Here is a 22,884-nt window from a genome sequence, read left to right as displayed (position 1 = left end):
GAAGCTAGGCCGATCTTCTGTCAATCGCCAAACAGACACGCCTTTTTGTAAGACATGCCACAGGGCAGAAGACCACACTTCTCAACAATACGGACAAACGGGAGGACCCCGACGAACCAGGTCGTCGGGGTCCCCGAGTCGGTGTGACAGCGGCTCAATCAGCCGGTCACGACCGTCACTTCACCGATGCCGAGGGCGCGCACCAGCTCCTCGATCTGCGCCGCGTCACCGACGAGCACGGTGACGAGCCGGTCCACCGGGAAGGCGTTGACCACGGCCGCGGTCGCCTCCACGGTGCCGGTCTCGGCGAGCCGCGCGTACAACTGTGCCTGGTAGTCGTCCGCGAGGTGCTGCTCGACCTGGTCGGCGAGCGTGCCCGCGACGGAGGCCGCCGTCTCGTACTTGAGCGGCGCGACGCCCACCAGGTTCTGCACGGCCACATCGCGCTCGGCGTCCGTCAGACCGTCGGCGGCGAGGGTGCGCAGCACCTTCCACAGGTCGTCAAGTGCCGGGCCCGTGTTCGGGGTGTCGACCGAGCCGCTGATGGCGAGCAGCGACGCCCCGTTGCCCTCGCTGTCGGAGCGCAGCACCTGGCCGAAGGAGCGCACGCCGTACGTGTAGCCCTTCTCCTCACGCAGGACGCGGTCCAGACGGGAGGTGAGGGTGCCGCCGAGGCAGTACGTGCCGAGCACCTGGGCCGGCCACACGCGGTCGTGGCGGTCGGCGCCGACGCGGCCGATGAGCAGCTGCGTCTGGACGGCGCCGGGGCGGTCCACGATGACGACCCGGCCGGTGTCGTCGGCCGAGAAGGCCGGCATGCGCCGCCGGTCGGCCGCGGTGCCCGTCCAGGCGCCCAGCGTCTCGGCGAGCACCTTGTCGAGGTCGACGTCGGTGAGGTCGCCGACGACCACGGCGGTGGCCGTGGCGGGCCGCACGTGCGCGTCGAAGAAGGCGCGGACCGCGGTGGCGTCGATCGCGGCGACGGTCTCCTCGGTGCCCTGACGCGGCCGGGAGACGCGCGCGGAGGCCGGGAACAGCTCCTTGGAGAGCTGCTTGGCCGCGCGGCGGGCCGGGTTGGCCGACTCGTGCGGGATCTCATCCAGCCGGTTGCGCACCAGCCGCTCGACCTCGGACTCGTCGAACGCCGGGGCGATCAGCGCCTCGGAGAGCAGGCCGAGCGCCTTGGGGAGCCGGGAGACCGGGACCTCCAGGGAGACCCGTACGCCCGGGTGGTCGGCCGCCGCGTCGAGGGTGGCGCCGCAGCGCTCCAGTTCGGCGGCGAACTCCTCGGCGGAGTGCTGGTCGGTGCCCTCGGACAGGGCACGGGCCATGATCGTGGCCACGCCGTCCAGGCCCTCGGGCTCGGCGTCCAGCGGCGCGTCGAGGGAGATCTCGACGGCCACCACCTGCTGGCCGGGGCGGTGGCAGCGCAGCACGGTCAGCCCGTTGTCCAGGGCGCCGCGTTCCGGGGCGGGGAAGGCCCAGGGCTTGGCCTCGCCCGGCTGGGGCTGCGGATGGAAGGTCATGCTCGTCAAAGACGCGGCCGTGTCGGTCACTGGTCCGCTCCCTCTTCCTCGTCGCTGTCGGCGTCGGCGCCCACCGGTTCGTAGACCAGCACGGCGCGGTTGTCCGGGCGCAGCGTGGCCTTGGCGACCTCCTGCACCTCCTCGGCGCTGATGTCGAGGACCCTGTGCACGGCGGTCAGCGCGAGCTGCGGGTCGCCGAACAGCACCGCGAACCGGCACAGTTCGTCGGCGCGGCCCGCGACCGTGCCGAGGCGGTCGAGCCACTCGCGCTCCAACTGCGCCTGCGCGCGCTCCATCTCCTCGGGCGTCGGGCCCTCGGCGGCGAAGCGGGCCAGCTCGTCGTCGACGGCCGACTCGATCTGCGGCACCTCGACGCCGCCGGAGGTCTTGACGTCCAGCCAGCCCAGCGAGGGCGCGCCGGCCAGCCGCAGCAGCCCGAAGCCCGCCGCGACGGCGGTGCGGTCGCGGCGGACCAGCCGGTTGTGGAGACGGGAGGACTCGCCGCCGCCGAGGATCGTGAGGGCCAGGTCGGCGGCGTCGCACGCGCGCGTGCCGTCGTGCGGCAGCCGGTAGGCGGCCATCAGCGCACGGGCCGGGACCTCCTCCTCGATGACCTCGCGCAGCTGCTCGCCGATCACCTCGGGCAGCTCGCCGGAGCGCGGCTCGGGCTTGCCGTCGTGCCCCGGGATGGAGCCGAAGTACTTCTCGACCCAGGCGAGCGTCTTCTCGGGGTCGATGTCGCCGACGACCGAGAGCACCGCGTTGTTCGGCGCGTAGTACGTGCGGAAGAAGTTCCGCGCGTCCTCCAGGGTGGCGGCGTCCAGGTCGGCCATGGAGCCGATCGGGGTGTGGTGGTACGGGTGGCCCTCGGGGTACGCGAGGGCCGTGAGGCGCTCGAAGGCGGTGCCGTAGGGCACGTTGTCGTACCGCTGGCGGCGCTCGTTCTTGACGACGTCGCGCTGGTTCTCCATGGACTCGTCGTCCAGGGCGGCGAGCAGCGAGCCCATGCGGTCGGCCTCCAGCCAGAGCGCGAGCTCCAGCTGGTGGGCCGGCATGGTCTCGAAGTAGTTGGTGCGCTCGAAGCTGGTGGTGCCGTTGAGCGAGCCGCCGGCGCCCTGCACCAGCTCGAAGTGGCCGTTCCCGTGGACCTGCTTCGAGCCCTGGAACATCAGGTGCTCGAAGAGGTGGGCGAGACCGGTGCGGCCCGCGACCTCGTGGCGCGAGCCGACGTCGTACCAGAGGCAGACCGCGGCGACCGGGGTCAGGTGGTCCTCCGAGAGCACCACGCGCAGGCCGTTGGCCAGCCGGTGCTCGGTCGCTGTCAGGCCGCCGGAGCCGGCCTCGGCCGTGGCCGTGTGACCCATGGGCATGTACGTCCCTTCGATCGCGATGTGGAAAAGTCCTGCCACTGTATGCAAGCGCGCCGACACCTCGCGAAGTTCCCGTCCCGTCCCGACGTCCCTCTTCCGGGTCGTGACCGGGGCGCGCAGGTGACCCCGCAGGTCGTCAGACCCGGGTCGCGGTCCCGCTTGTCAGTGGGACGGTCCACAATGGTCCGCGTCAGATCAACCTTGTTGGTGAAGGAGCCGCAGCCGCGATGGCCCGCCGCAGCACGAAGACACCGCCGCCGGACGACGCGTTCGAAGAGCGAATCCTTGACATCGACGTAGTCGACGAGATGCAGGGCTCGTTCCTCGAGTACGCGTACTCGGTGATCTACTCCCGCGCGCTGCCCGACGCCCGCGACGGCATGAAGCCCGTGCAGCGCCGGATCGTCTACCAGATGGGCGAGATGGGCCTGCGACCGGAGCGCGGGTTCGTCAAGTGCGCCCGCGTCGTCGGCGAGGTCATGGGCAAGCTGCACCCCCACGGCGACGCGTCGATCTACGACGCGATGGTGCGCATGGCGCAGCCCTTCTCCATGCGCCTCCCCCTGGTCGACGGCCACGGCAACTTCGGCTCCCTCGGCAACGACGACCCGCCGGCCGCCATGCGGTACACGGAGTCGCGGATGGCGCCGGCCGCGCTCCTCATGACGGAGTCCATCGACGAGGACACCGTCGACTTCACGCCGAACTACGACGGTCAGGAGCAGGAGCCGGTCGCGCTCCCCGCCGCCTATCCGAACCTGCTGGTCAACGGCGCCTCCGGCATCGCGGTCGGCATGGCGACCAACATGCCGCCGCACAACCTGGGCGAGGTCATCGCCGCCGCCCGGCACCTGATCCGCTACCCGAACGCGGACCTGGAGGCGCTGATGCGCTTCGTGCCGGGTCCCGACCTGCCGACCGGCGGCCGGATCGTCGGCCTGTCCGGCGTCAAGGACGCGTACCAGACCGGCCGCGGCACCTTCAAGATCCGCGCGACGACCAGCGTCGAGACGGTCACGGCCCGCCGCAAGGGCATCGTCGTCACCGAACTGCCCTTCACCGTCGGCCCGGAGAAGGTGATCTCCAAGATCAAGGACCTGGTCGGCTCCAAGAAGCTGCAGGGCATCGCCGACGTCAAGGACCTCACCGACCGCAACCACGGCCTGCGCCTGGTGATCGAGATCAAGAACGGCTTCGTGCCGGAGGCGGTCCTGGAGCAGCTGTACAAGCTGACGCCGATGGAGGAGTCCTTCGGCATCAACAACGTGGCCCTGGTCGACGGCCAGCCGCTCACCCTCGGCCTCAAGGAGCTCCTGGAGGTCTACCTCGACCACCGCTTCGAGGTGGTCCGGCGCCGCTCCGAGTTCCGCCGCGGCAAGAAGCGCGACCGGCTGCACCTGGTCGAGGGCCTGCTCGTCGCGCTCCTCGACATCGACGAGGTCATCCGGCTGATCCGGGAGAGCGAGAACTCGGCGGAGGCCAAGCAGCGCCTGATCGAGCGCTTCTCCCTGAGCGAGATCCAGACGCAGTACATCCTGGACACCCCGCTGCGCCGGCTCACCAAGTTCGACCGGCTGGAGCTGGAGACCGAGCGCGACCGGCTCACCGGCGAGATCGACGAGCTGACCGGGATCCTGGATTCCGACACCGAGCTGCGCAAGCTGGTCTCGGCGGAACTGGCGGCGGTCGCGAAGAAGTTCGCCACCGACCGGCGCACCGTCCTGCTCGAGTCCGCGGGCGCCCCCGTCGCGACCGTCGCCCTCCAGGTCGCGGACGACCCGTGCCGGGTGCTGCTGTCCTCGACGGGCCTGCTCGCCCGTACGGCCACGGCGGAGGTCGCACCGGCCGATCCGGAGGCCAAGCGCGTCAAGCACGACGCGATCGTCTCCTCGGTCGCCACCACCCAGCGCGGCGAGGTCGGCGCGGTGACCTCGACCGGACGGCTGCTGCGGATCGCGGTGATCGACCTTCCGCAGCTCCCCGACACGGCCGCCGCGCCGAACCTGTCGGGCGGAGCGCCGCTCACCGAGTTCCTCTCCCTGGAGGCCGACGAGACGGTGGTCTGCCTCACCACGCTCGCCGAGACCTCCCCCGGCCTCGCGATCGGCACGCTGCAGGGCGTGGTCAAGCGCGTGGTCCCGGACTATCCGGCCAACAAGGACGAGCTGGAGGTCATCGGCCTCAAGGACGGCGACCGGATCGTCGGCGCGACGGAACTGCGGACCGGCGAGGAAGACCTCGTCTTCATCACCTCCGACGCCCAGCTGCTGCGCTACCCGGCCTCGCAGGTGCGCCCGCAGGGCCGCCCCGCGGGCGGCATGGCCGGCATCAAGCTGACGGCGGGCGCCGAGGTCATCTCCTTCGCCGCCGTGGACCCTGCGGCGGACGCGGTGGTCTTCACGGTCGCCGGCTCCACGGGCACGCTGGACGCCTCGGCCGGCACGTCGGCGAAGCTGACGCCGTTCGACCAGTACCCGCGCAAGGGCCGCGCGACGGGCGGTGTGCGCTGCCAGCGCTTCCTGAAGGGCGAGGACGTCCTCGTCCTGGCCTGGGCGGGCGCCGTCCCGGCCCACGCCGCCCAGAAGAACGGCATGCCGTCCGAGCTCCCGGACCCGGACCCGCGCCGCGACGGCTCGGGCACTCCGCTGGAGAAGCCGGTGGAGGTCGTGGCGGGCCCGATCGGCTAGGCCCGCCCCCGGAAGCACAGAAAGCCCCCTGTCCCGTGCCATCGCGCGGGAGAGGGGGCTTTCTCGGCTTGCTCGGCCTTCTCGGCTTGCTCGGCTCGGTTCTCTCGGCTCGGTTTTCTCGGCTCGCTCCGGTTACGACGGGTGCGGCGCAGTGGGGGCGTAGACGGCCTCGATCCCGGCGACGATCAGGCGCAGCCCTTCCTCGAAGCCGTCGTCGTAGTCGGCGAAGAGCTCCGCGCCGGCCGCCGCCGCGAGCGGGTAGTCCGCGAGCCACTCGGCGCGCCGCTCCACGTCGAAGCCCTCACGGGGCTGCCCCTGGACCGGCTCGGTGCCCTGCTCCTCGGTGACGAAGCCGAGGGTGTACATGTACGCCGTGGTGCTGGCCCGCACCGCCTGGTGCAGCGAGAAACCCGCGTCGACGAGCGAGCCCAGCTGGAGCTCCATGTCGGCAGCGAAGTCGGTCCCGGTGAAGCGGGCCCCGCTGTAGACCTTGGCGCCGTCGCGGTAGCGCAGCAGCCCGGCGCGAAGACCCCGGTTGACCGCGAGGATCCGGTCCTGCCAGGCGAGGTCGCCGGGCGGGCGCGTGTCGGGGTCCTCGACCATCCGCCGGTACATCACGGTCGCCATCTCGTCGAGCAGCGCCTGCTTGTTCTTGAAGTGCCAGTAGAGCGCGGGCGCCTGGACGTTCAGCTCCTGGGCGATCGCCCGCAGCGTCAGCCCGTCGAGGCCGCGCTCGTTGAGCAGGCTCAGGGCGGTCTCCGCCACCGACGCGGGGTCCAGCCGGTTCGTCTTCTTGGTCGCCACTCCGTCACGGTATCCCCTTGACAGCTTAACGACGTTAAGGAGATGCTTTCGATGTCGGAATTTAACGGCGTTAAGGACTCGGGCGCGGAGGCGGCGGTATGGCAGGGAGCGAGACCGTGGGGACGGACGTCGTCATCGTCGGGGCGGGACCGACCGGGCTGGTGCTCGCGATCGACCTGGCCCGCCGGGGCGTGCGCGCGACGCTCGTGGAGAAGGCGGACCGGCTGTTCCCCGGCTCGCGCGGCAAGGGGATCCAGCCGCGCAGCCAGGAGGTGCTCGACGACCTCGGGGCCCTGCCGGGGATCCTCGCGGCGGGCTCGCCCTACCCGAGGATGCGCGCCTGGGAGGGTGCCGAGCGGCAGGGCGAGTGGGACATGATGGCGCGCTCCGAGCCGACCGAGCAGGTGCCGTACGCCACCATCCTGCTCATCCCCCAGTCACGCACCCAGGAGCTGCTGTACGCCCGCCTGCGGGAGCTCGGCGGCGACGTCCGGTTCGGGACGGCGCTCACCGGGTTCCGCCAGTCCGAGGACGCCGTCGAGGCGGAGCTGTCCACCGGCGAGACGGTGCGGGCGGCCTACCTCGTGGCGGCCGACGGCGGACGCTCCACCGTCCGCAAGGCCCTCGGCATCGGCATGACGGGCGAGACCGTCGACCCCCGTCCGATGCTCGTCGCGGACGTCCGGCTCTCCCCCGACTCGATCGTGGACCGCGGCAACTGGCAGGTCTGGCCGAAGGCACCGGGCGGAGCCGTCGCCCTGTGTCCGCTGCCCGGCGGCGACCAGTTCCAGCTCATCGCGGCCTTCGAGGACGAGGGCGCCACCGTGGACACCGCTCCCCGCGCGGTGCGCGAGCTCCTCGCCGCCCGCACTCCGCTCGCCGCGACGGACGTGGTCGAGGTGGTGTGGGCCTCCGACTTCCGGGCCCGCGCGGCGATGGCGGACCGGTTCCGGGACGGCCGGGTCCTCCTCGCGGGCGACGCGGCGCATGTGCACTCCCCCGCGGGCGGGCAGGGACTCAACACCAGCATCCAGGACGCGTACAACCTCGGCTGGAAGCTGGGCCGGGTGCTGCGGCACGGGGCGCCCGCCGCACTGCTCGACTCGTACGAGGCGGAGCGGCTGCCCGTCGCCGCCGACGTCCTCGGCATCAGCACCCGCCTGCACCGGGCGAGCTCCGAGGGCGCGAACACCCAGCGCGGCGAGGAGGTCCAGCAGCTGGGGCTCGGCTACCGGGACTCGCCGCTCACCAGGGAGACCAGGACCGGGCTCGCCGACGGCGCCCTGCGCGCGGGCGACCGCGCTCCCGACGGCCCGTACGGCGCCGGCCGGCTCTTCGACGTCTTCCGGGGCCCGCACTTCACGCTGCTCGCGGTCGGCGTCCCGCTGCCGCCCCTGACGGACGACACCGTGCGCACGGCCCACCTCGCCGCGTACGAGCCGTACGGAACGGGCCTGTTCCTGATCCGCCCGGACGGCTACGTGGGCTGGGCGGGCACCGGCGGCGACGGCCTCGCCGGCTACCTCGACGCCTTCGGCACCTCGGACGCCGGCCACCCGCCGGTGGGAGGTTAGGGAGTGTCCCCGGGCTCGTCCTCGCTGCCGGGTACGTACCGCAGGACGCCCCACATGGCGTGGTCGTCGGGGGTGTCCCCCGGGCCGTTCTGCTCGCAGTCGGCGAGCTCCTTGCGGAGGGCGGCCGCGTCGACGCCGGTGCCGATGAGGACCAGCTGGGTCAGCCGCTCCTCGCCGGCCGGCCACGGCTCCGGCCGGAAACGCAGGAAGCGGCCGACCGCGTGGACGCCGTAACGGTTGGCCGGGTCGGCGGTGCCGAAGTCGACGAAGCCCTTGAGGCGGTACAGGCCCTCGGGGCGCCCGTCGAGGAAGGCCATCAGCCGGCGCGGGTGCAGCGGCGTCGCCGTGCTCAGCGAGACCGTGTCGTACGCGGCGTGCGGGTGGGCGTGCCCGGCCCCCTCGTCCCCCTCGCCGTCGGGGCCGTACAGGATGTCCTCGATGGACATCTGGCCCTCGATCTCGTCCTCCGGCACTACCCGGTCGAAGAGCAGCTCGGGGTCGATCCGCCCGTACGCGGCGTCGATGACCGCGGCCCTGGGGGCGAGCGCGGCGACCGTCTCGCGGACGCCGGCGAGTTCCTCCGCCGGGACCCGGTCCGCCTTGTTGACGACGACCAGATCGGCCACGGCGAGATGCCGGTCGGTCTCCGGGTGCCGGGCACGCGTGGCGGCGAACTCGGCCGCATCGACCACCTCGATCAGGCCGCCGTACACGATCCGCTCGTTCTCGCTGGCCAGCAGCATGCGGACCAGCTCCTGCGGCTCGGCGAGCCCACTGGCCTCGATCACGATCACATCCAGCCGGACCTCGGGGCGGGTGAGCACCTCCAGGTACTCGTCGAGCTCGCTCGCGTCCACCGCGCAGCACAGACAGCCGTTGCCCAGGGAGACCGTGGAGCCGACCTGACCGGCGACGGTCATGGCGTCGATGCCGATGTCGCCGAAGTCGTTGACCATGACCCCGATCCGCGTCCCGCGCGCGCTGCGCAGCAGATGGTTGAGCAGGGTGGTCTTCCCCGCCCCGAGAAACCCTGCCAGGACGACGACGGGGATCTGCTGGGTGGTCAAGGGTGCTGTCCTCCGGGCCCTCGGTGCCCGCGCGGATCGTCGGAGCCCGCGCGCGAAGCTCCCAGGATAGGCAGGCCCCGTCCGGGATCCGGGCAGCGGCATTTCCGGCCGGTGCCCTCGTCCCCGTACCTTTTCCGGCATGAGCCCCGCAGCCACCTCCCCCGGACTCCGTCCCGGGAGACCCCCCGCGCGCCCGCCCGCCCGCCGGCGCAGGTTCGGGTGGCCGCGGCGGATGTTCTCGCAGGTCCTGCTGATGCAGCTGGCCATCGCCACCGGCGTGACCGTGCTGGCCACCGGCCTCTTCCTGGCCCCGTTGAGCGCCCAGCTCGACGACCAGGCGATGCGCCGCGCCCTCGCCATCGCCCAGACCACGGCCTCCCCGCAGGTGGCCACCGGCCTCGCGACCACCCGCCCCTCCGCGCGGGGGCCGGTGCAGGCGGAGGCGGAGCGGATCCGGCGGTCCACGGGCGCCGAGTACGTGGTGGTGATGGACACCCACGGGGTCCGCTGGTCCCACACCGACCCCGTCCAGATCGGCCGGATCGTCTCCACCGACCCCAGCGAGGTGCTCGCGGGCCACCAGGTGATGGAGATCGACAGCGGCACCCTGGGCCGCTCCGCACGCGGCAAGGCGCCGCTGCGGGACGCCAGGGGCGAGATCGTGGGCGCGGTGTCCGTCGGCATCGAGTACGACAGCGTCCGCGACCGGCTCCTCGCCGCGATCCCCGGCCTCCTCGCGTACGCCGGGGGCGCCCTCGCGGCGGGCGCGCTCGCCGCGTACCTGATCTCCCGCAGGCTCCAGCGACAGACCCACGACCTGGCCTTCTCCGACATCTCCGCCCTGCTCGCCGAGCGCGAGGCGATGCTCCACGGCATCCGCGAGGGCGTGGTGGCCCTCGATCGCACGGGCAGGATCCGGCTGATGAACGACGAGGCCCAGCGGCTGCTCGGACTCGGACCCGAGGCGACCGGACACCCGCTGGACGAGGTGCTGGGCTCCGGCCGTACCGCGGACGTCCTCGCGGGCCGGGCCACCGGCGAGGACCTGGTGACGGTGCGCGGCAGCCGGGTGCTGATCGCCAACCGGATGCCCACCCACGACGGCGGCGCGGTCGCCACCCTGCGCGACCGGACCGAGCTGGAGCGGCTGGGCCGCGAGCTGGACTCGACGCGCGGCCTGATCGACGCCCTGCGGGCCCAGGACCACGAGCACGCCAACCGGCTGCACACCCTGCTCGGCCTGCTGGAGCTGGAGATGTACGAGGAGGCGGCGGAGTTCGTCAACGAGGTCGTGGGGGTGCACCGGACCACGGCCGAGCAGGTCACCGAGAAGGTACGCGACCCGCTGGTCGCGGCGCTGCTCGTCGGCAAGGCGACGGTCGCCGCCGAGCGGGGCGTGTCGCTGCGCATCGCCCCCGGTTCGCTGCTCCCGGACCGCCTGGTCGACCCGCGCGAGCTGGTCACGGTCGTCGGCAACCTGGTCGACAACGCCCTGGACGCCGCCTCCGGCACCCCCGACGCCCGCGTGGACGTGGATCTGCGGTCCGAGGGCGGCACCGTCGTCCTGCGGGTCGCGGACAGCGGCCCCGGCGTCCCCGCCGAACGGCGCGAGCTGATCTTCACCGAGGGCTGGTCCACCAAGGAGCCCCCGGCGCACGGCAAGCGGGGCCTGGGGCTCGCCCTGGTGCGCCGGCTCGCGGAGCGCCGGGGCGGCGACGCCCGGGTCGGCACCGGCCCGGACGGGGGCGCGGAGTTCACCGTCGTCCTGCCGGAGGCGCTGCGCGAGGCCGAGCCCCTGCTGCCCGCGCCCGCCGGCGAGCCGGCCGGGGAGCCCTCGCCCCGCCCCTTCGGGGAGGCCCGGTGATCGGCGTCCTGGTCGTCGACGACGACACGCGGGTGGCGCGGATCAACGCCGCGTACGTGGCCAAGGTGCCCGGCTTCCAGGTGGTCGCCGTCGCCCACTCGGCGGCGGAGGCCCTGGCCCGGCTCGCCGAGGCGGAAACCCGCGTGGACCTGATCCTCCTCGACCACTACCTCCCCGACGGCAACGGCCTCGCGGTCGTGCGGGAGCTGCGCGCCCTCGGGCACCAGAGTGACGTGATCATGGTGACCGCGGCGCGCGACGTGGCGACGGTCCAGGCGGCGATGCGGCACGGGGCGCTGCAGTACCTGGTGAAGCCGTTCAGCTTCGCGGGGCTGCGGGCCAAGCTGGAGGCGTACGCGGGGCTGCGGCGGACCCTGGAGGGCGGTGGGGAGGCGGAGCAGGCCGAGGTGGACCGGATCTTCGCGGCGCTCTCGGCGGGCACGGTCGCCCCCGAGCTGCCGAAGGGCCACTCGCCCACGACGGCCGAGCTGGTGCGGCAGGTGCTGCTCGCGGCGGAGGGCGCCCTGTCGACGCAGGAGATCGCCGAGCGGGCCGGGGTGAGCCGGCAGACCGCCCAGCGCTATCTGAAGCTGCTGGAGCGGACCGGCCGGGTACGGCTCTCCCTGAAGTACGGCGAGACGGGCCGCCCCGAGCACCGCTACGAGTGGGCCGCCTCCGCGACGCGCTGAGACGCGCGGATCCGGGGCGGGCAGGCGTACGGGGCCGGCAGGCGTACGGCGCGGGCACGCGTACGGCGCGGCGGAGCGCAGGGCCCGCCGCCGCGCCCCGGTGGCCTCAGACCGCGCCCGCGCCCGTGAGCGCCCGTACCTCGGTCTCGGCGTGCCGGGCCTCGTCCGGCGGCTCCGGTGAGGTGACCGTGCCCAGCCAGCCCGCGAGGAAGCCCAGCGGGATGGAGACCACCCCCGGGTTCTGCAGCGGGAAGAGCTGGAGGTCGACGCCCGGGAAGAGGGATTCCGGGCTCCCGGACACGACCGGGGAGACCAGCACCAGCAGGACGGCGGGGATCAGCCCGCCGTACACGGACCAGACCGCGCCTCGGGTGGTGAACCGGCGCCAGAACAGCGAGTAGAGCAGCACCGGAAGGTTCGCGGACGCCGCGACGGCGAAGGCGAGGCCGACGAGGAAGGCCACGTTGAGGTCGCGGGCGAGCAGGCCGAGGCCGATCGCCGCCACCCCGATCCCGGCGGCGGCGCACCGCGCGACGGTCACCTCGCTGTACTGCTTGCCGCGGCGGCGGCGCAGCGAGGCGTAGAGGTCGTGGGCGACGGAGGCGGAGGAGGCCAGGGTGATCCCGGCCACGACGGCGAGGATGGTGGCGAACGCGACGGCGGCGACGACCGCGAAGAGGACGGTGCCACCGGTGGATCCGGCGCCGCCGCCGAGATCGAGGGCGAGCAGGGGTACGGCGGTGTTGCCGGCGCTGTTGGAGGCGCGGACGGTGTCGGGTCCGACGAGGGCCGCCGCGCCGAAGCCCAGGACGATCGTCATCAGGTAGAAGCAGCCGATGAGGCCGATGGACCAGACGACGGAGCGGCGGGCGGCCCGCGCGGTGGGCACCGTGTAGAAGCGGGACAGGATGTGCGGCAGACCCGCGGTGCCGAGCACGAGGGCGAGGCCGAGGCTGACGAAGTCGACCCGGGCGGTCCAGTCGCCGCCGTAGCGCAGCCCGGGGGCGAGGAAGGCCCGGCCGTGGCCGCTGCGGTCGGCGGCGGCGGTGAGCAGCTGGTCGATGTCGCCGTGGAAGCGGATCAGGACGAGCACGGTGAGCGCGATCGTGCCGGCCATCAGGAGCACGGCCTTGACGATCTGGATCCAGGTGGTGGCCCGCATGCCGCCGAGCGACACGTACACGACCATCAGCGCGCCGACGCCGATCACGGTCCAGGAGCGGGCGGCTTCGCTGGTCCCGCCGAGGAGGAGGGCGACGAGGCTGCCGGCGCCGACCATCTGGGCCACGAGGTAGAGCACGGAGACGGTGACGGAGGACGTTCCGGCGGCGATCCGTACGGGGCGTTCGGCCATCCGGGAGGCGACGACATCGGCGAGGGTGAAGCGGCCGCAGTTGCGGACCAGTTCGGCGACGAGGAGGAGCACGACCAGCCAGGCGACGAGGAAGCCGACGGAGTACAGCATGCCGTCGTAGCCGAAGAGGGCGATGAGTCCGGAGATGCCGAGGAAGGAGGCGGCCGACATGTAGTCGCCGGCGATGGCGAACCCGTTCTCCAGGGGCGAGAAGAGCCGTCCTCCGGCGTAGAACTCCTCCGCCGAGCCCTGCCGTTTGCGCCCGACCCAGGTGGTGATCCCGAGGGTGACCGCGACGAAGGCGCTGAACAGCAGCAGGGAGAGGGTCTGGTGGTTTCCGGTCACCGCCGCGCCCCCCGGGTCATCTCCTGGGTGTCCCAGCGCAGTTCGAGGGCCGCGCGGTCCCGCCGTAGCCGGGCGTGCCGGGCGTACGCCCAGGTCAGCAGGAAGGTGGTGGCGAACTGGCCGAGTCCGGCAAGCATCGCCACGTTCACCGCTCCGGCGACCGGTCGGGCCATGAGCCCGGGGGCGGCGGTCGCGGCCACCACATACGCGAGGTACCAGAGGATGAAGGCGGCGGCGGCCGGGAAGACGAACCGCCGGTAGCGGCTGCGCACCTCCTGGAACGCGGGGCTGCGCTGGACCTCCAGATAGATCTCGGCCGCGCTGTGGGCCTGTTGCCTGGGAAGGCCGCCGTACGGTCCCGCGACGGGAACCCCGGCCGCGCCGCGCTCGCTCCGGCCGCCGGCCGGCTCGTCGTACCAGGGGTCGTCGGTCCGCACCGCCGCGGGATCGCGCCCCTCCTGCTTCTCCACCGGTGAACTCTCCTTGTCAGCGAACCGTTTCGGCCGCGTGCCCAAGGATGGACAGAGCAGGAAGATCCCGGACTCTTCTCCCGCACCCTTCACCCCATTAGGTGACGGATCCCCCGATACGACTGACCGGCCCGTCCGATAGGCATATCGGACGGGCCGGTCAGGAGGCGCTGCCGGGCGCGGCGACGCCCGTCGGGCATCGCGCGTCAGGTGTCAGGCGTCGGGTGTCAGGCGTCGATGCGCGAGCGGTCGAGGGTCGCCGCGGAGCTGGTGATGAACTCCTTGCGGGGGGCCACGTCATTGCCCATGAGGAGGTCGAAGACCTGCTCGGCCGAGTCCAGGTCACCGATGTTGATCCGGCGCAGGGTGCGGTGGCGCGGGTCCATCGTGGTCTCCGCCAGCTGGTCGGCGTCCATCTCGCCGAGGCCCTTGTAGCGCTGGATGGAGTCCTTGTAGCGGACGCCCTTGCGCTGGAACTCGAGCAGCGTCTGGCGCAGCTCGCCGTCCGAGTACGTGTAGACGTACTTGTCCTGGCCCTTCTTCGGCTGGATCAGCTCGATGCGGTGCAGCGGCGGCACGGCGGCGAAGACCCGGCCGGCCTCGACCATGGGGCGCATGTAGCGCTGGAAGAGGGTCAGCAGCAGGCAGCGGATGTGGGCGCCGTCGACGTCGGCGTCGACCAGGAGCACGATCTTGCCGTACCGGGCGGCGTCGATGTCGAAGGTGCGGCCCGAGCCCGCCCCTATGACCTGGATGATGGCGCCGCACTCGGCGTTCTTGAGCATGTCCGAGACGGACGACTTCTGGACGTTGAGGATCTTGCCCCGGATGGGGAGCAGCGCCTGGAACTCGCTGTTGCGGGCCAGCTTGGCGGTGCCGAGCGCGGAGTCTCCCTCGACGATGAAGAGCTCGCTGCGCTCGACGTCGTCGCTGCGGCAGTCGGCCAGCTTGGCGGGCAGCGAGGAGGACTCGAGCGCGGTCTTCCTGCGCTGCGCGTCCTTGTGCTGGCGGGCAGCGATCCGGGTACGGGCGGCGGCGACGGCCTTCTCCAGGACGGCGCGGGCCTGGGCCTTGGCGTCGCGCTTGGTGGAGGTCAGGAAGGCCTTGAGCTCCCGGGCGACCACGGTGGCGACGATGCGGCGGGCCGCGGAGGTGCCGAGCACCTCCTTGGTCTGCCCCTCGAACTGCGGCTCGGCGAGGCGGACGGTGACGACGGCGGTGAGGCCCTCCAGGGCGTCGTCCTTGACGATGTCGTCCTCGGCGACGCGCAGCATCTTGGCGGAGCGCAGGGCCTCGTTCACCGTCTTGGTGATCGCCTGCTCGAAGCCGGAGACGTGGGTGCCGCCCTTGGGGGTGGCGATGATGTTGACGAAGGACTTGACCGTGGCGTCGTAGCCGGTGCCCCAGCGCAGGGCGACGTCGACGCCGAGCTCGCGGGTGACCTCGGTGGGGGTCATGTGGCCGCGGTCGTCGAGGACCGGGACGGTCTCCTTGAAGGTGCCCTGGCCGGTGAGGCGCAGCACGTCGCAGACGGCCTTGTCCTGGGCGAGGAACTCGCAGAACTCGCTGATGCCTCCGTCGAAGCGGAACGTCTCCTCGCTCTTGCCCACGCCCGCCAGGTCGCGCTCGTCACGGACGACGAGGGTGAGGCCGGGCACGAGGAAGGCGGTCTGGCGGGCGCGCTGGTGCAGCGTCTCCAGGTTGAGCTTGGCGTCCTTGAGGAAGATCTGGCGGTCGGCCCAGTAGCGCACGCGGGTGCCGGTGCGGGTCTTGGGGACGCGCTTGCCCTTGATGAGGCCGCCGGACGAGTCGAAGGGGCTGTCGGGGCCCTGCTCGGTGAACATCCCGGGGACGCCGCGGCGGAAGCTGATCGCGTGCGTGGCGCCGTTGCGGTCGACCTCGACGTCCAGGCGGGCGGAGAGGGCGTTCACCACGGAGGCGCCGACGCCGTGCAGACCGCCGGAGGCCGCGTACGAGCCGCCGCCGAACTTTCCGCCGGCGTGCAGCTTGGTCATGACGACCTCGACGCCGGACAGCCCGGTCTTGGGCTCGATGTCGACGGGGATGCCGCGGCCGTTGTCCCGGACCTCGACGGAGCCGTCCTCGTGGAGGATCACGTCGATGTGGTCGCAGTAGCCACCGAGAGCCTCGTCGACGGAGTTGTCGATGATCTCCCAGAGGCAGTGCATCAGGCCACGGCTGTCGGTGGACCCGATGTACATACCGGGTCGCTTGCGAACGGCTTCGAGCCCTTCCAGGACGAGCAGGTGCCGCGCGGTGTAGTTGGAACCGTCACGGTCTGCGGTCAGCAGCGCACTGGACGGCACGGACGTCTCGGCGGTCACGCGGTTCGCTCCTCGCTGAATTTGAAATCTGGCCCGGTGGGGTAAGGCCCGGCGTCGGTCACCGGTCAGAGGGTACCGATGCCTGGTAGAGCCGTTGTCACGCCACCCACCTGAATCCTCATGCTAGTCCAGGGTCGTATGGATGTTCGATCCCTCGATGGGGTGACGCGAACATCACGTTCCCTTCCAGGCATGAACCATTTAGGGTTCGGGCACGTCCTCATGAACAACCGGCAACCCGCCGGGAGGATGCGACCACACACAGCAATGCGAAACCCGTAGTGCGATGCAATACGGCTCATTCGCCGCCAACCGGCAGCAGACAGCCACCTTGGGTAGAAGTTTCGAGGAAAAGCCACGAGCGGGAACGTTTTCGGCCTGGTTGGATGTTGACCCTGGTACGACAGCTCGTCGAGCTAGAGAAGAGGCGACGTGACTACTGTTCTGACACCCGCGAGCCCCCTGACGGCCGCTGACCGCTGCGACCGCTGCGGCGCCCAGGCATACCTGCGCGTCGTCCTGACGAGCGGCGGTGACTTGCTCTTCTGCGCCCACCACGGACGCAAGTTCGAGCCGGAACTCAAGAAGATCGCCGCAGAGATACAGGACGAGACGGACCGGCTCACCGATGTGCCGGCCCGCACGATGGGCGACGAGCACTGACGCTTCTCATCCACGACGAGCCAGGAGCCGGATTCTGAACCGGCCGACGGGCGGTCACCCCCGTAGCACAAGGGGGGTGACCGCCCGTTCTCACACCGTCACAGCCGCTGCGGCAGCACCGCCGAGACCCGTGTGTAGACCCCGGGGTTCTCCGCCTGGCCGCAGCCGCTCCCCCAGGACACCAGGCCGATCAGCCGGCCCTTGGCCACCAACGGGCCGCCGCTGTCCCCCTGGCACGCGTCCCTGCCGCCTTGCGGATCTCCCGCGCACAGCATGGTGTCGCCGCGGTACGCCACGCCGACACGGCCCGGATAGGCACGTTCGCAGGCCGCGTCCGGCAGGACCTGTACCTGGGCCGAGCGCAGGGACGTCGCGTACGTCCCGTTCCCTGTCGTGTCGCCCCAGCCGTAGACGTCGGCCGCCGCCCCCGGCTGCTGGGCGTCGTCGCCCGACGCCGCCACCGCGAGCACGTACGAGGCGGGCAGCGCCTGCTCCAGGGTGAGGATCCCCAGGTCCCCGGAGTTGGTCGACGGGTCGTAGTCCGGGTTGACCCAGGTCCCGGAGACCCGGATCTCCTGGCCGTCGTGCCCACGCAGCTCCGTACGGCCCGCGATGACCTTGAAGTCGGGCACCTGCCAGGGCTCGCCCCCCAGGGCGTCACGGCCCAGGCAGTGGGCCGCCGTGAGCACCTTGGTGGGCGCGACGACCACCCCGCCACAGAACTGCCCCGCCCGCGTACCTCCGAACCGGTCACGGCTGGAGAGCGCGACGACCCACGGCGCGTCGGCGATCCGGGCCGGCTGACCGCCGACCACGACACTGTCCGCGGCCGCGGGCGCGGCGGCGGCGGACGGCGGCGCCGCCGCCGCGATCAGGCCCAGGGCACCGGTCAATGCTCGGGCGATGGGACGACGCATGAAGCCTCCTGACTCTCCGGTGATGTCGGTTCACCCAGAGTCGTCCACGCCCGCCTCCGCCGCACGCGCGCACGACGAAGGCCCGGCCCCCGTTTCGGGGACCGGGCCTTCGTCGGATCACTGCCGAGGATCAGTCGAGGTAGTCGCGCAGCACCTGCGAACGCGACGGGTGACGCAGCTTCGACATGGTCTTCGACTCGATCTGACGGATGCGCTCACGCGTCACGCCGTAGACCTTGCCGATCTCGTCGAGCGTCTTCGGCTGCCCGTCGGTGAGACCGAAGCGCATGGAGACGACGCCCGCCTCACGCTCGGAGAGCGTGTCGAGCACGGAGTGCAGCTGCTCCTGCAGCAGCGTGAAGCTGACCGCGTCGGCCGGGACGACCGCCTCGGAGTCCTCGATGAGGTCACCGAACTCGCTGTCGCCGTCCTCGCCCAGCGGGGTGTGCAGCGAGATCGGCTCACGGCCGTACTTCTGGACCTCGATGACCTTCTCGGGGGTCATGTCGAGTTCCTTGGCCAGCTCCTCCGGGGTGGGCTCGCGGCCCAGGTCCTGGAGCATCTGGCGCTGCACACGGGCCAGCTTGTTGATGACCTCGACCATGTGCACCGGGATACGGATGGTGCGGGCCTGGTCGGCCATGGCGCGGGTGATCGCCTGACGGATCCACCAGGTGGCGTACGTGGAGAACTTGTAGCCCTTGGTGTAGTCGAACTTCTCGACCGCGCGGATCAGACCCAGGTTGCCCTCCTGGATCAGGTCCAGGAAGAGCATGCCGCGGCCGGTGTAGCGCTTGGCCAGCGAGACCACCAGACGGAGGTTGGCCTCCAGGAGGTGGTTCTTGGCGCGGCGGCCGTCCTCGGCGATGATCTCCAGCTCGCGCTTGAGCTTGGGGGCCAGCTTGTCGGAGTTCGCCAGCTTGTCCTCGGCGAACAGACCGGCCTCGATGCGCTTGGCGAGCTCGACCTCCTGCTCGGCGTTGAGCAGCGGGACCTTGCCGATCTGCTTGAGGTAGTCCTTGACCGGGTCCGCGGTGGCACCGGCGACGGCGACCTGCTGGGCCGGAGCGTCGTCCTCGTCCTCGTCGGACAGGACGAAGCCCTTGTTCTCGCCCTCGGTCTCTTCCTCGTCCTTGCCGGGGGCGGCGTCCTCGAGCAGCTCCTCGCCCTCGATCAGCTCTTCGTCGTCCTTCTTGGACGTCTTCTTCGCGGCCGTCTTCTTGGCGACGGTCTTCTTCGCGACCGTCTTCTTCGCGACGGTCTTCTTGGCTGCGGCCTTCTTGGCGGGCGAGCCGGCCTCGTCGGACGAGTCCGCGCTCTCGGCCGCCGAGGCCGCGCCGGCGGCCGTGACGGTCTTCGTCACGGTCGTCCTGGCGGTGACGGTCTTGGTGGCGGTGCGCTTGGCCGGGCTCTTCGCGGCGACGCTCTTGCGGGCGCGCTTCGGCGACTCCGCTGCACTGACCATCAGCGTCACACCCTCTTCCTCGAGGATCTGATTGAGGCTGCGCAGAACATTCTTCCACTGGGTTGGCGGAATCTGGTCAGCCTCGAAGGCCCGACGCACGTCATCGCCGGCGATCTGCCCATCAGCCTTTCCCCGCTCGATGAGCGCCATCACAGACTCGGACTCGGCGATCTCCGGCGGGAGCGTACGGGATGTGCTGGCCGACACGAACAACCTCTCGGAACGATGGAAACGGCTTCCGGCCCCGCCCTGGATCAGGCTGGGGCCGACGACCGTCGGCCTGGGATGTGCCGACGGCGCGGGCTGGGCCGGGGAACTGCACAGCGCCCTCAGGGGCGGCTGTATTCCTTCCTCGGCTGTCACCTCTTAGGTCATCGCGCGGCTTCGAGGAGTGTTACGCCCAATCCGCGTGGCCCGAGTCACACCCCATTCACGCCCATTATTGAACGAAACAGCCCGAAAGTGACTCGATCGGCCCGATCGGCTGGATCTACATGATCATCCCGACTCGGCGCGATCGGCCCGTTCCGCATGATCCGCCCACTCGACGGGACCGGCCCGGATGACGGGGCGGGCGCGCGCGACAGGGCGGACCCGGGCGACAGGGCGGGCCTGCCGCGCACGGCCCGCCGGAGCGACACGTCGCGGCCACCCTGGCACGATCCGCCGGTGCGACACATCGGGCCCGTCCGGCTTGTCCGGCCCGTCCGGCCCGATCCGTCGGCTCGGCAGGACCGGCGACCCCGGCACGGCCCGCGGGAGGGGATCCGACCGCGCCGGCCGCGCCGCCTTCGCGCCGCCAGACCCTGGTGCAGCCGGGGACGGTTCCCCGCCCCCGGGCTCCGCTCGGGTCCGGCGGCGTACGACGAGCGTCTCCCGCCGCCACCGGCCGCGGCGTCACGCCGCGCGTCAGTGCTCGCGGGGCGCCGGGACGACCCGCTCCACCTCGGGGTGGACGGTCAGCAGCTGGCGCATGGCCGTCTCGGCGCCGTGGGCGTCCCCGGCGGCGAGGGCGTCGACGATCCGGGCGTGGTGCGCGAGGCAGGCCTCGCCGGGGCGGTCGCAGCCGGTGGCGGGGGCGCCGGACACCTGGAGCGCGGAGGCGACGATGCCGGAGAGGTGCTCCAGCATCCGGTTGCCCGCGAGCTGGATGAGCAGGGCGTGGAACTCGGCGTCCGCGCGGGAGAAGGTGATCCCGTCGCCCTGGGCGTAGGCGTGGCCCATGATCTCGACCATGTCGGCGAGGCGCTGCTGGACGTCCTCACGCCCGTGGCCGGCGGCGAGCCGGGCGGCGAGGGGCTCGATGGTCCAGCGCAGCTCGTTCAGCTCGCGGCGCTGGTCGTCGCGCTGCGGGCCGAAGGCGCGCCACTCGATGATGTCGGGGTCGAGGAGGTTCCAGTCGCTGACCGGGCGGACCCGGGTGCCGACGTTGGGGCGGGCGCTGACCAGGCCCTTTGCCTCCAGCACGCGCAGCGACTCGCGGACGACGGTGCGCGAGACCTCGAAGCGCTGCCCGATCTCCTCCGGCACGAGGGGGCGGTCGGCGCCGAGGTCGCCCGAGACGATCATCTGGCCGAGCTGCTGGACGAGCTGGCCGTGCAGTCCGCGGCCGCGGTTGCCGGCGGACCTGCGGCCGACGCGGCCGAGGTCGGCCTCCGCCCCCTCCCAGGCGGGCGGGCCGACGCGGTCGGCTCCGGGTGCCTCCGCGTAGGGGTAGCGGTCGAGATCGCCCGGGGCGCCGAGGCCGGACTCGACGGAACGGGCGGCGGTCATCATCGTGTGCGCAAGGGTACTCACGCATCCTTTGTCGGCGTGCCTCTCGTGACCCTTGAGGTCTTTGGTGAAAAGCACACGAAAGGGTGATCGGCACCCCCTACACAATTGACGATTAATCGGACATAAAGGGTTCCTTTTAAGGAAGTTGACGGCAAACCGGAATCTTTAGGTCCGTCAGTGATCACCAACGGGCCCCACCGCGAAGCCCCGTGAGCACATAGGCGCAGAGCAGGACCGTCAATGTCAGCGCGAACGCCACCCCTACGGGCTGCCCGACCACCTTGAGCGCCCCCATGACCCAGCGGTCCGCGGCCGAGGACCACTCGACGCTCGCGAACTCACGCAGCCGGGCCGGGAGTCCCGCCACGGAGCGTCCGGACGCCCCCGCGAGCGCCGTCCGCAGCGGCGGGGCGAAGAGCACCGGTACGGCGAGGACCGCGGCGACCCCGGCGGCGGCGGCCCGGAAGACACCGGCACCGAGCACCCCGGCCCAGGCGCAGCCGATCACGAGCCCGAACCAATTCGCGGAGAGGGTGGCCCAGTTCTTCGGTACGGGGATCAACTCGCCCCCGTAGACGAGCCGCAGCGCCTCCAGGTCGACGACGACGGCCAGGACCGCGAGGACCGCGCCGACGGCCGCCGCGACGGCCAGCTTGGCGAGCAGCAGGCCCAGGCGGCGCGGGACGGCGCCGCGGCCGGTGGTGAGCGCCGGGTAGCGGTACTCCTCGGCGAAGGAGAAGGCGCCGAGCAGCCCGGCACCGAGGGCCGCGGGCGGCAGCGGGGAGACCCCGGGCCAGCCGGCCAGGACGGCGGGCAGCGGGGTGCGCCCACTGCGGGCCAGCAGTACGGAGAGGGCCACGGAGACGAGCAGGACGCCGACGAGGACGAGAAGGGTGGAGGGGACACCGAGCAGTCTGCGGATCTCGTAACGCAGGGGCCGCAGCGGCGAACGGTTCAGGGCGCGGCGGGCACGGGTGGCGTGGCCGGCCGGGGCGGCCTCAGGGGCCCGCCCGGGGGTGGCGGGCGCGGGAGCGGGGGCGGGAGCTGCGTCCTCGGGTGCGACGGCGTGGGGCGCGGGGGACTCCGCGGGCGGGCGGCTGTCGCCGGTCTCGTCGGCGAGTCGATGGATGAGCACGCCGTTGCGGAAGGCGCTCTCACCGACCGTGGCGCAGTCGCTGCCGTAGACGGAGAGGCGGTTTCCGCCCTCCGCGACGATCTGGACGGGGCGGCGGGCGGCACGGGACTCCTGGGTGAGGACGGCGGCGAGCCGGGTCGCGTGCGGGGTGCGGACGGCGACCCGGGGGCGGAGCCGGGTGCGGGCGAACTCGGCGGCGTCCTGGTCGGCGGCGAGCCGCCCGCCGTCGAGGGCGACGATCCGGTCGGCGTTGCGGGCCGCGTCCTTGGCGTCCGAGGTGGTGTAGAGCACGGTGCCGCCCTCGTCGGCGTGGGCGCGCAGCAGTTCGTACAGCCAGGCGCTCTCGCGTACGGAGAGTCCGGCGCCGGGCTCGTCGAGCAGCAGCGCGTGCGGCTCGCCCAACAAAGCGGAGGCGAGGCCGAGTCGGCGGTCCATCGCGAGCGGCAGCGTGCCGATCCGCTGGTCGTGGACGCCGGTGAGGCCGACCGCCTGAAGCATGTCGTCGGCTCGGCCGCCGGGCACTCCTGCGGCGGCGCAGAGCATGCGCAGCTGACTGCGCAGGGTGCGCGAGGGATGTCCGGGCACGTCGCCGAGGAGAACACCCACCTCGCGGGCCGGGTGCGCGACGCGGTGCAGCGGCCGACCCCGGAAGTGGGTGACGCCACGGCCCGGTTCGAGCTGGAGCATGAGGCGCAGGGTGGTGGTCTTGCCGGAGCCGGCCGGCCCGAGCAGGGCGGTGACGGTGCCCGGCCGGGCCTCGAAGGTGAGATCGTCCACGGCGGGTGGGCGGTCCCGGCGGGGGGTGCTGGTGAGTCCGATGGCCTGGAGCATCG

The 22,884-nt window shown here is 72.1% G+C and carries 16 protein-coding genes; 5 read left to right on the top strand and 11 right to left on the bottom strand.

All coding sequences use genetic code 11. From position 1 onward, the window contains the following. Positions 1–158: 158 nt before the first annotated feature. Complete coding sequence (locus AB0Q96_RS19090; protein WP_365327192.1) at positions 159–1,526, bottom strand: pitrilysin family protein; 1,368 nt, start codon at positions 1,524–1,526, stop codon at positions 159–161. A gap of 26 nt (positions 1,527–1,552) precedes the next feature. Next, positions 1,553–2,896, bottom strand: a complete 1,344-nt coding sequence (locus AB0Q96_RS19085; RefSeq protein ID WP_365326858.1) for a pitrilysin family protein — start codon at positions 2,894–2,896, stop codon at positions 1,553–1,555. A 227-nt stretch (positions 2,897–3,123) separates the two neighbouring features. Here AB0Q96_RS19085 and AB0Q96_RS19080 point away from each other — a divergent pair, with 227 nt between their 5' ends. Next, a complete protein-coding gene (locus AB0Q96_RS19080) occupies positions 3,124–5,583 on the top strand; it encodes a DNA topoisomerase IV subunit A (RefSeq protein ID WP_365326856.1) in 2,460 nt (819 codons plus the stop codon). A 132-nt stretch (positions 5,584–5,715) separates the two neighbouring features. Here AB0Q96_RS19080 and AB0Q96_RS19075 read toward each other — a convergent pair whose 3' ends face one another. Then, a complete protein-coding gene (locus AB0Q96_RS19075; protein WP_365326854.1) occupies positions 5,716–6,387 on the bottom strand; it encodes a TetR/AcrR family transcriptional regulator C-terminal domain-containing protein in 672 nt (223 codons plus the stop codon). Positions 6,388–6,485: 98 nt separating this feature from the next. Here AB0Q96_RS19075 and AB0Q96_RS19070 point away from each other — a divergent pair, with 98 nt between their 5' ends. Next, positions 6,486–7,961 (top strand): FAD-dependent oxidoreductase, encoded by a 1,476-nt coding sequence (locus AB0Q96_RS19070; protein ID WP_365326852.1) that lies wholly within the window; start codon positions 6,486–6,488, stop codon positions 7,959–7,961. Here AB0Q96_RS19070 and AB0Q96_RS19065 read toward each other — a convergent pair. After that, entirely contained in the window at positions 7,958–9,028 is a 1,071-nt protein-coding gene (locus tag AB0Q96_RS19065) for a GTP-binding protein (RefSeq protein ID WP_365326850.1), read from the bottom strand. The genes AB0Q96_RS19070 and AB0Q96_RS19065 overlap by 4 nt on opposite strands. Positions 9,029–9,260: 232 nt before the next feature. Here AB0Q96_RS19065 and AB0Q96_RS19060 point away from each other — a divergent pair, with 232 nt between their 5' ends. Both AB0Q96_RS19060 and AB0Q96_RS19055 read left to right on the top strand, forming a co-directional pair. After that, on the top strand, positions 9,261–10,892 hold the full coding sequence (locus tag AB0Q96_RS19060; protein WP_365326848.1) for a sensor histidine kinase: 1,632 nt from the start codon (positions 9,261–9,263) through the stop codon (positions 10,890–10,892). After that, positions 10,889–11,581 (top strand): response regulator, encoded by a 693-nt coding sequence (locus AB0Q96_RS19055; RefSeq protein WP_365326846.1) that lies wholly within the window; start codon positions 10,889–10,891, stop codon positions 11,579–11,581. The genes AB0Q96_RS19060 and AB0Q96_RS19055 overlap by 4 nt, the downstream gene beginning before the upstream one ends. A 106-nt stretch (positions 11,582–11,687) precedes the next feature. On the opposite strand, the gene AB0Q96_RS19050 is transcribed toward AB0Q96_RS19055, so the two are convergent. The 3 genes from AB0Q96_RS19050 to AB0Q96_RS19040 form a co-directional block, all read right to left on the bottom strand. After that, positions 11,688–13,280, bottom strand: coding sequence for a cation acetate symporter (locus AB0Q96_RS19050; RefSeq protein ID WP_365326844.1), 1,593 nt, complete (start codon positions 13,278–13,280; stop codon positions 11,688–11,690). Next, a complete protein-coding gene (locus AB0Q96_RS19045) occupies positions 13,277–13,750 on the bottom strand; it encodes a DUF485 domain-containing protein (protein ID WP_365326842.1) in 474 nt (157 codons plus the stop codon). The genes AB0Q96_RS19050 and AB0Q96_RS19045 overlap by 4 nt, the downstream gene beginning before the upstream one ends. Before the next feature lie 227 nt (positions 13,751–13,977). Next, positions 13,978–16,095 (bottom strand): DNA topoisomerase IV subunit B, encoded by a 2,118-nt coding sequence (locus AB0Q96_RS19040; RefSeq protein ID WP_365326840.1) that lies wholly within the window; start codon positions 16,093–16,095, stop codon positions 13,978–13,980. 432 nt (positions 16,096–16,527) lie between these two features. Here AB0Q96_RS19040 and AB0Q96_RS19035 point away from each other — a divergent pair, with 432 nt between their 5' ends. After that, positions 16,528–16,758: a hypothetical protein gene (locus tag AB0Q96_RS19035; RefSeq protein ID WP_046910811.1), complete on the top strand. Its 231-nt coding sequence runs from the start codon at positions 16,528–16,530 to the stop codon at positions 16,756–16,758. Between the two features lie 98 nt (positions 16,759–16,856). Here AB0Q96_RS19035 and AB0Q96_RS19030 read toward each other — a convergent pair whose 3' ends face one another. From AB0Q96_RS19030 to AB0Q96_RS19015, 4 genes are all read right to left on the bottom strand, one after another. After that, positions 16,857–17,675: a serine protease gene (locus tag AB0Q96_RS19030; protein ID WP_365326838.1), complete on the bottom strand. Its 819-nt coding sequence runs from the start codon at positions 17,673–17,675 to the stop codon at positions 16,857–16,859. Between the two features lie 130 nt (positions 17,676–17,805). After that, positions 17,806–19,347: an RNA polymerase sigma factor gene (locus tag AB0Q96_RS19025; RefSeq protein WP_365326836.1), complete on the bottom strand. Its 1,542-nt coding sequence runs from the start codon at positions 19,345–19,347 to the stop codon at positions 17,806–17,808. Between the two features lie 702 nt (positions 19,348–20,049). Continuing rightward, the gene (locus AB0Q96_RS19020; protein ID WP_365326834.1) at positions 20,050–20,937 is read right to left on the bottom strand and encodes a FadR/GntR family transcriptional regulator; all 888 of its coding nucleotides are present in this window, start codon (positions 20,935–20,937) and stop codon (positions 20,050–20,052) included. A 160-nt stretch (positions 20,938–21,097) separates the two neighbouring features. Further along, complete coding sequence (locus tag AB0Q96_RS19015; protein WP_365326832.1) at positions 21,098–22,882, bottom strand: ABC transporter ATP-binding protein; 1,785 nt, start codon at positions 22,880–22,882, stop codon at positions 21,098–21,100. Between the last annotated feature and the right edge of the window lie 2 nt (positions 22,883–22,884).

This window comes from Streptomyces sp. NPDC093111, assembly GCF_040683955.1.
Classification (GTDB): Bacteria; Actinomycetota; Actinomycetes; order Streptomycetales; family Streptomycetaceae; genus Streptomyces.
The sequence above is the reverse complement of the archived record's forward strand: the minus strand, read 5'-3'. Positions and strand labels throughout refer to the sequence as shown.

Excerpts from the sequence above, each read along its gene's own strand:
- AB0Q96_RS19090 (WP_365327192.1), bottom strand. The coding sequence starts at position 1,526 with ATGACCTTCCATCCGCAGCCCCAGCCGGGCGAGGCCAAGCCCTGGGCC.
- AB0Q96_RS19085 (WP_365326858.1), bottom strand. The coding sequence starts at position 2,896 with ATGCCCATGGGTCACACGGCCACGGCCGAGGCCGGCTCCGGCGGCCTG.
- AB0Q96_RS19080 (WP_365326856.1), top strand. The coding sequence starts at position 3,124 with ATGGCCCGCCGCAGCACGAAGACACCGCCGCCGGACGACGCGTTCGAA.
- AB0Q96_RS19070 (WP_365326852.1), top strand. The coding sequence starts at position 6,486 with ATGGCAGGGAGCGAGACCGTGGGGACGGACGTCGTCATCGTCGGGGCG.
- AB0Q96_RS19060 (WP_365326848.1), top strand. The coding sequence starts at position 9,261 with ATGTTCTCGCAGGTCCTGCTGATGCAGCTGGCCATCGCCACCGGCGTG.
- AB0Q96_RS19030 (WP_365326838.1), bottom strand. The coding sequence starts at position 17,675 with ATGCGTCGTCCCATCGCCCGAGCATTGACCGGTGCCCTGGGCCTGATC.
- AB0Q96_RS19015 (WP_365326832.1), bottom strand. The coding sequence starts at position 22,882 with ATGCTCCAGGCCATCGGACTCACCAGCACCCCCCGCCGGGACCGCCCA.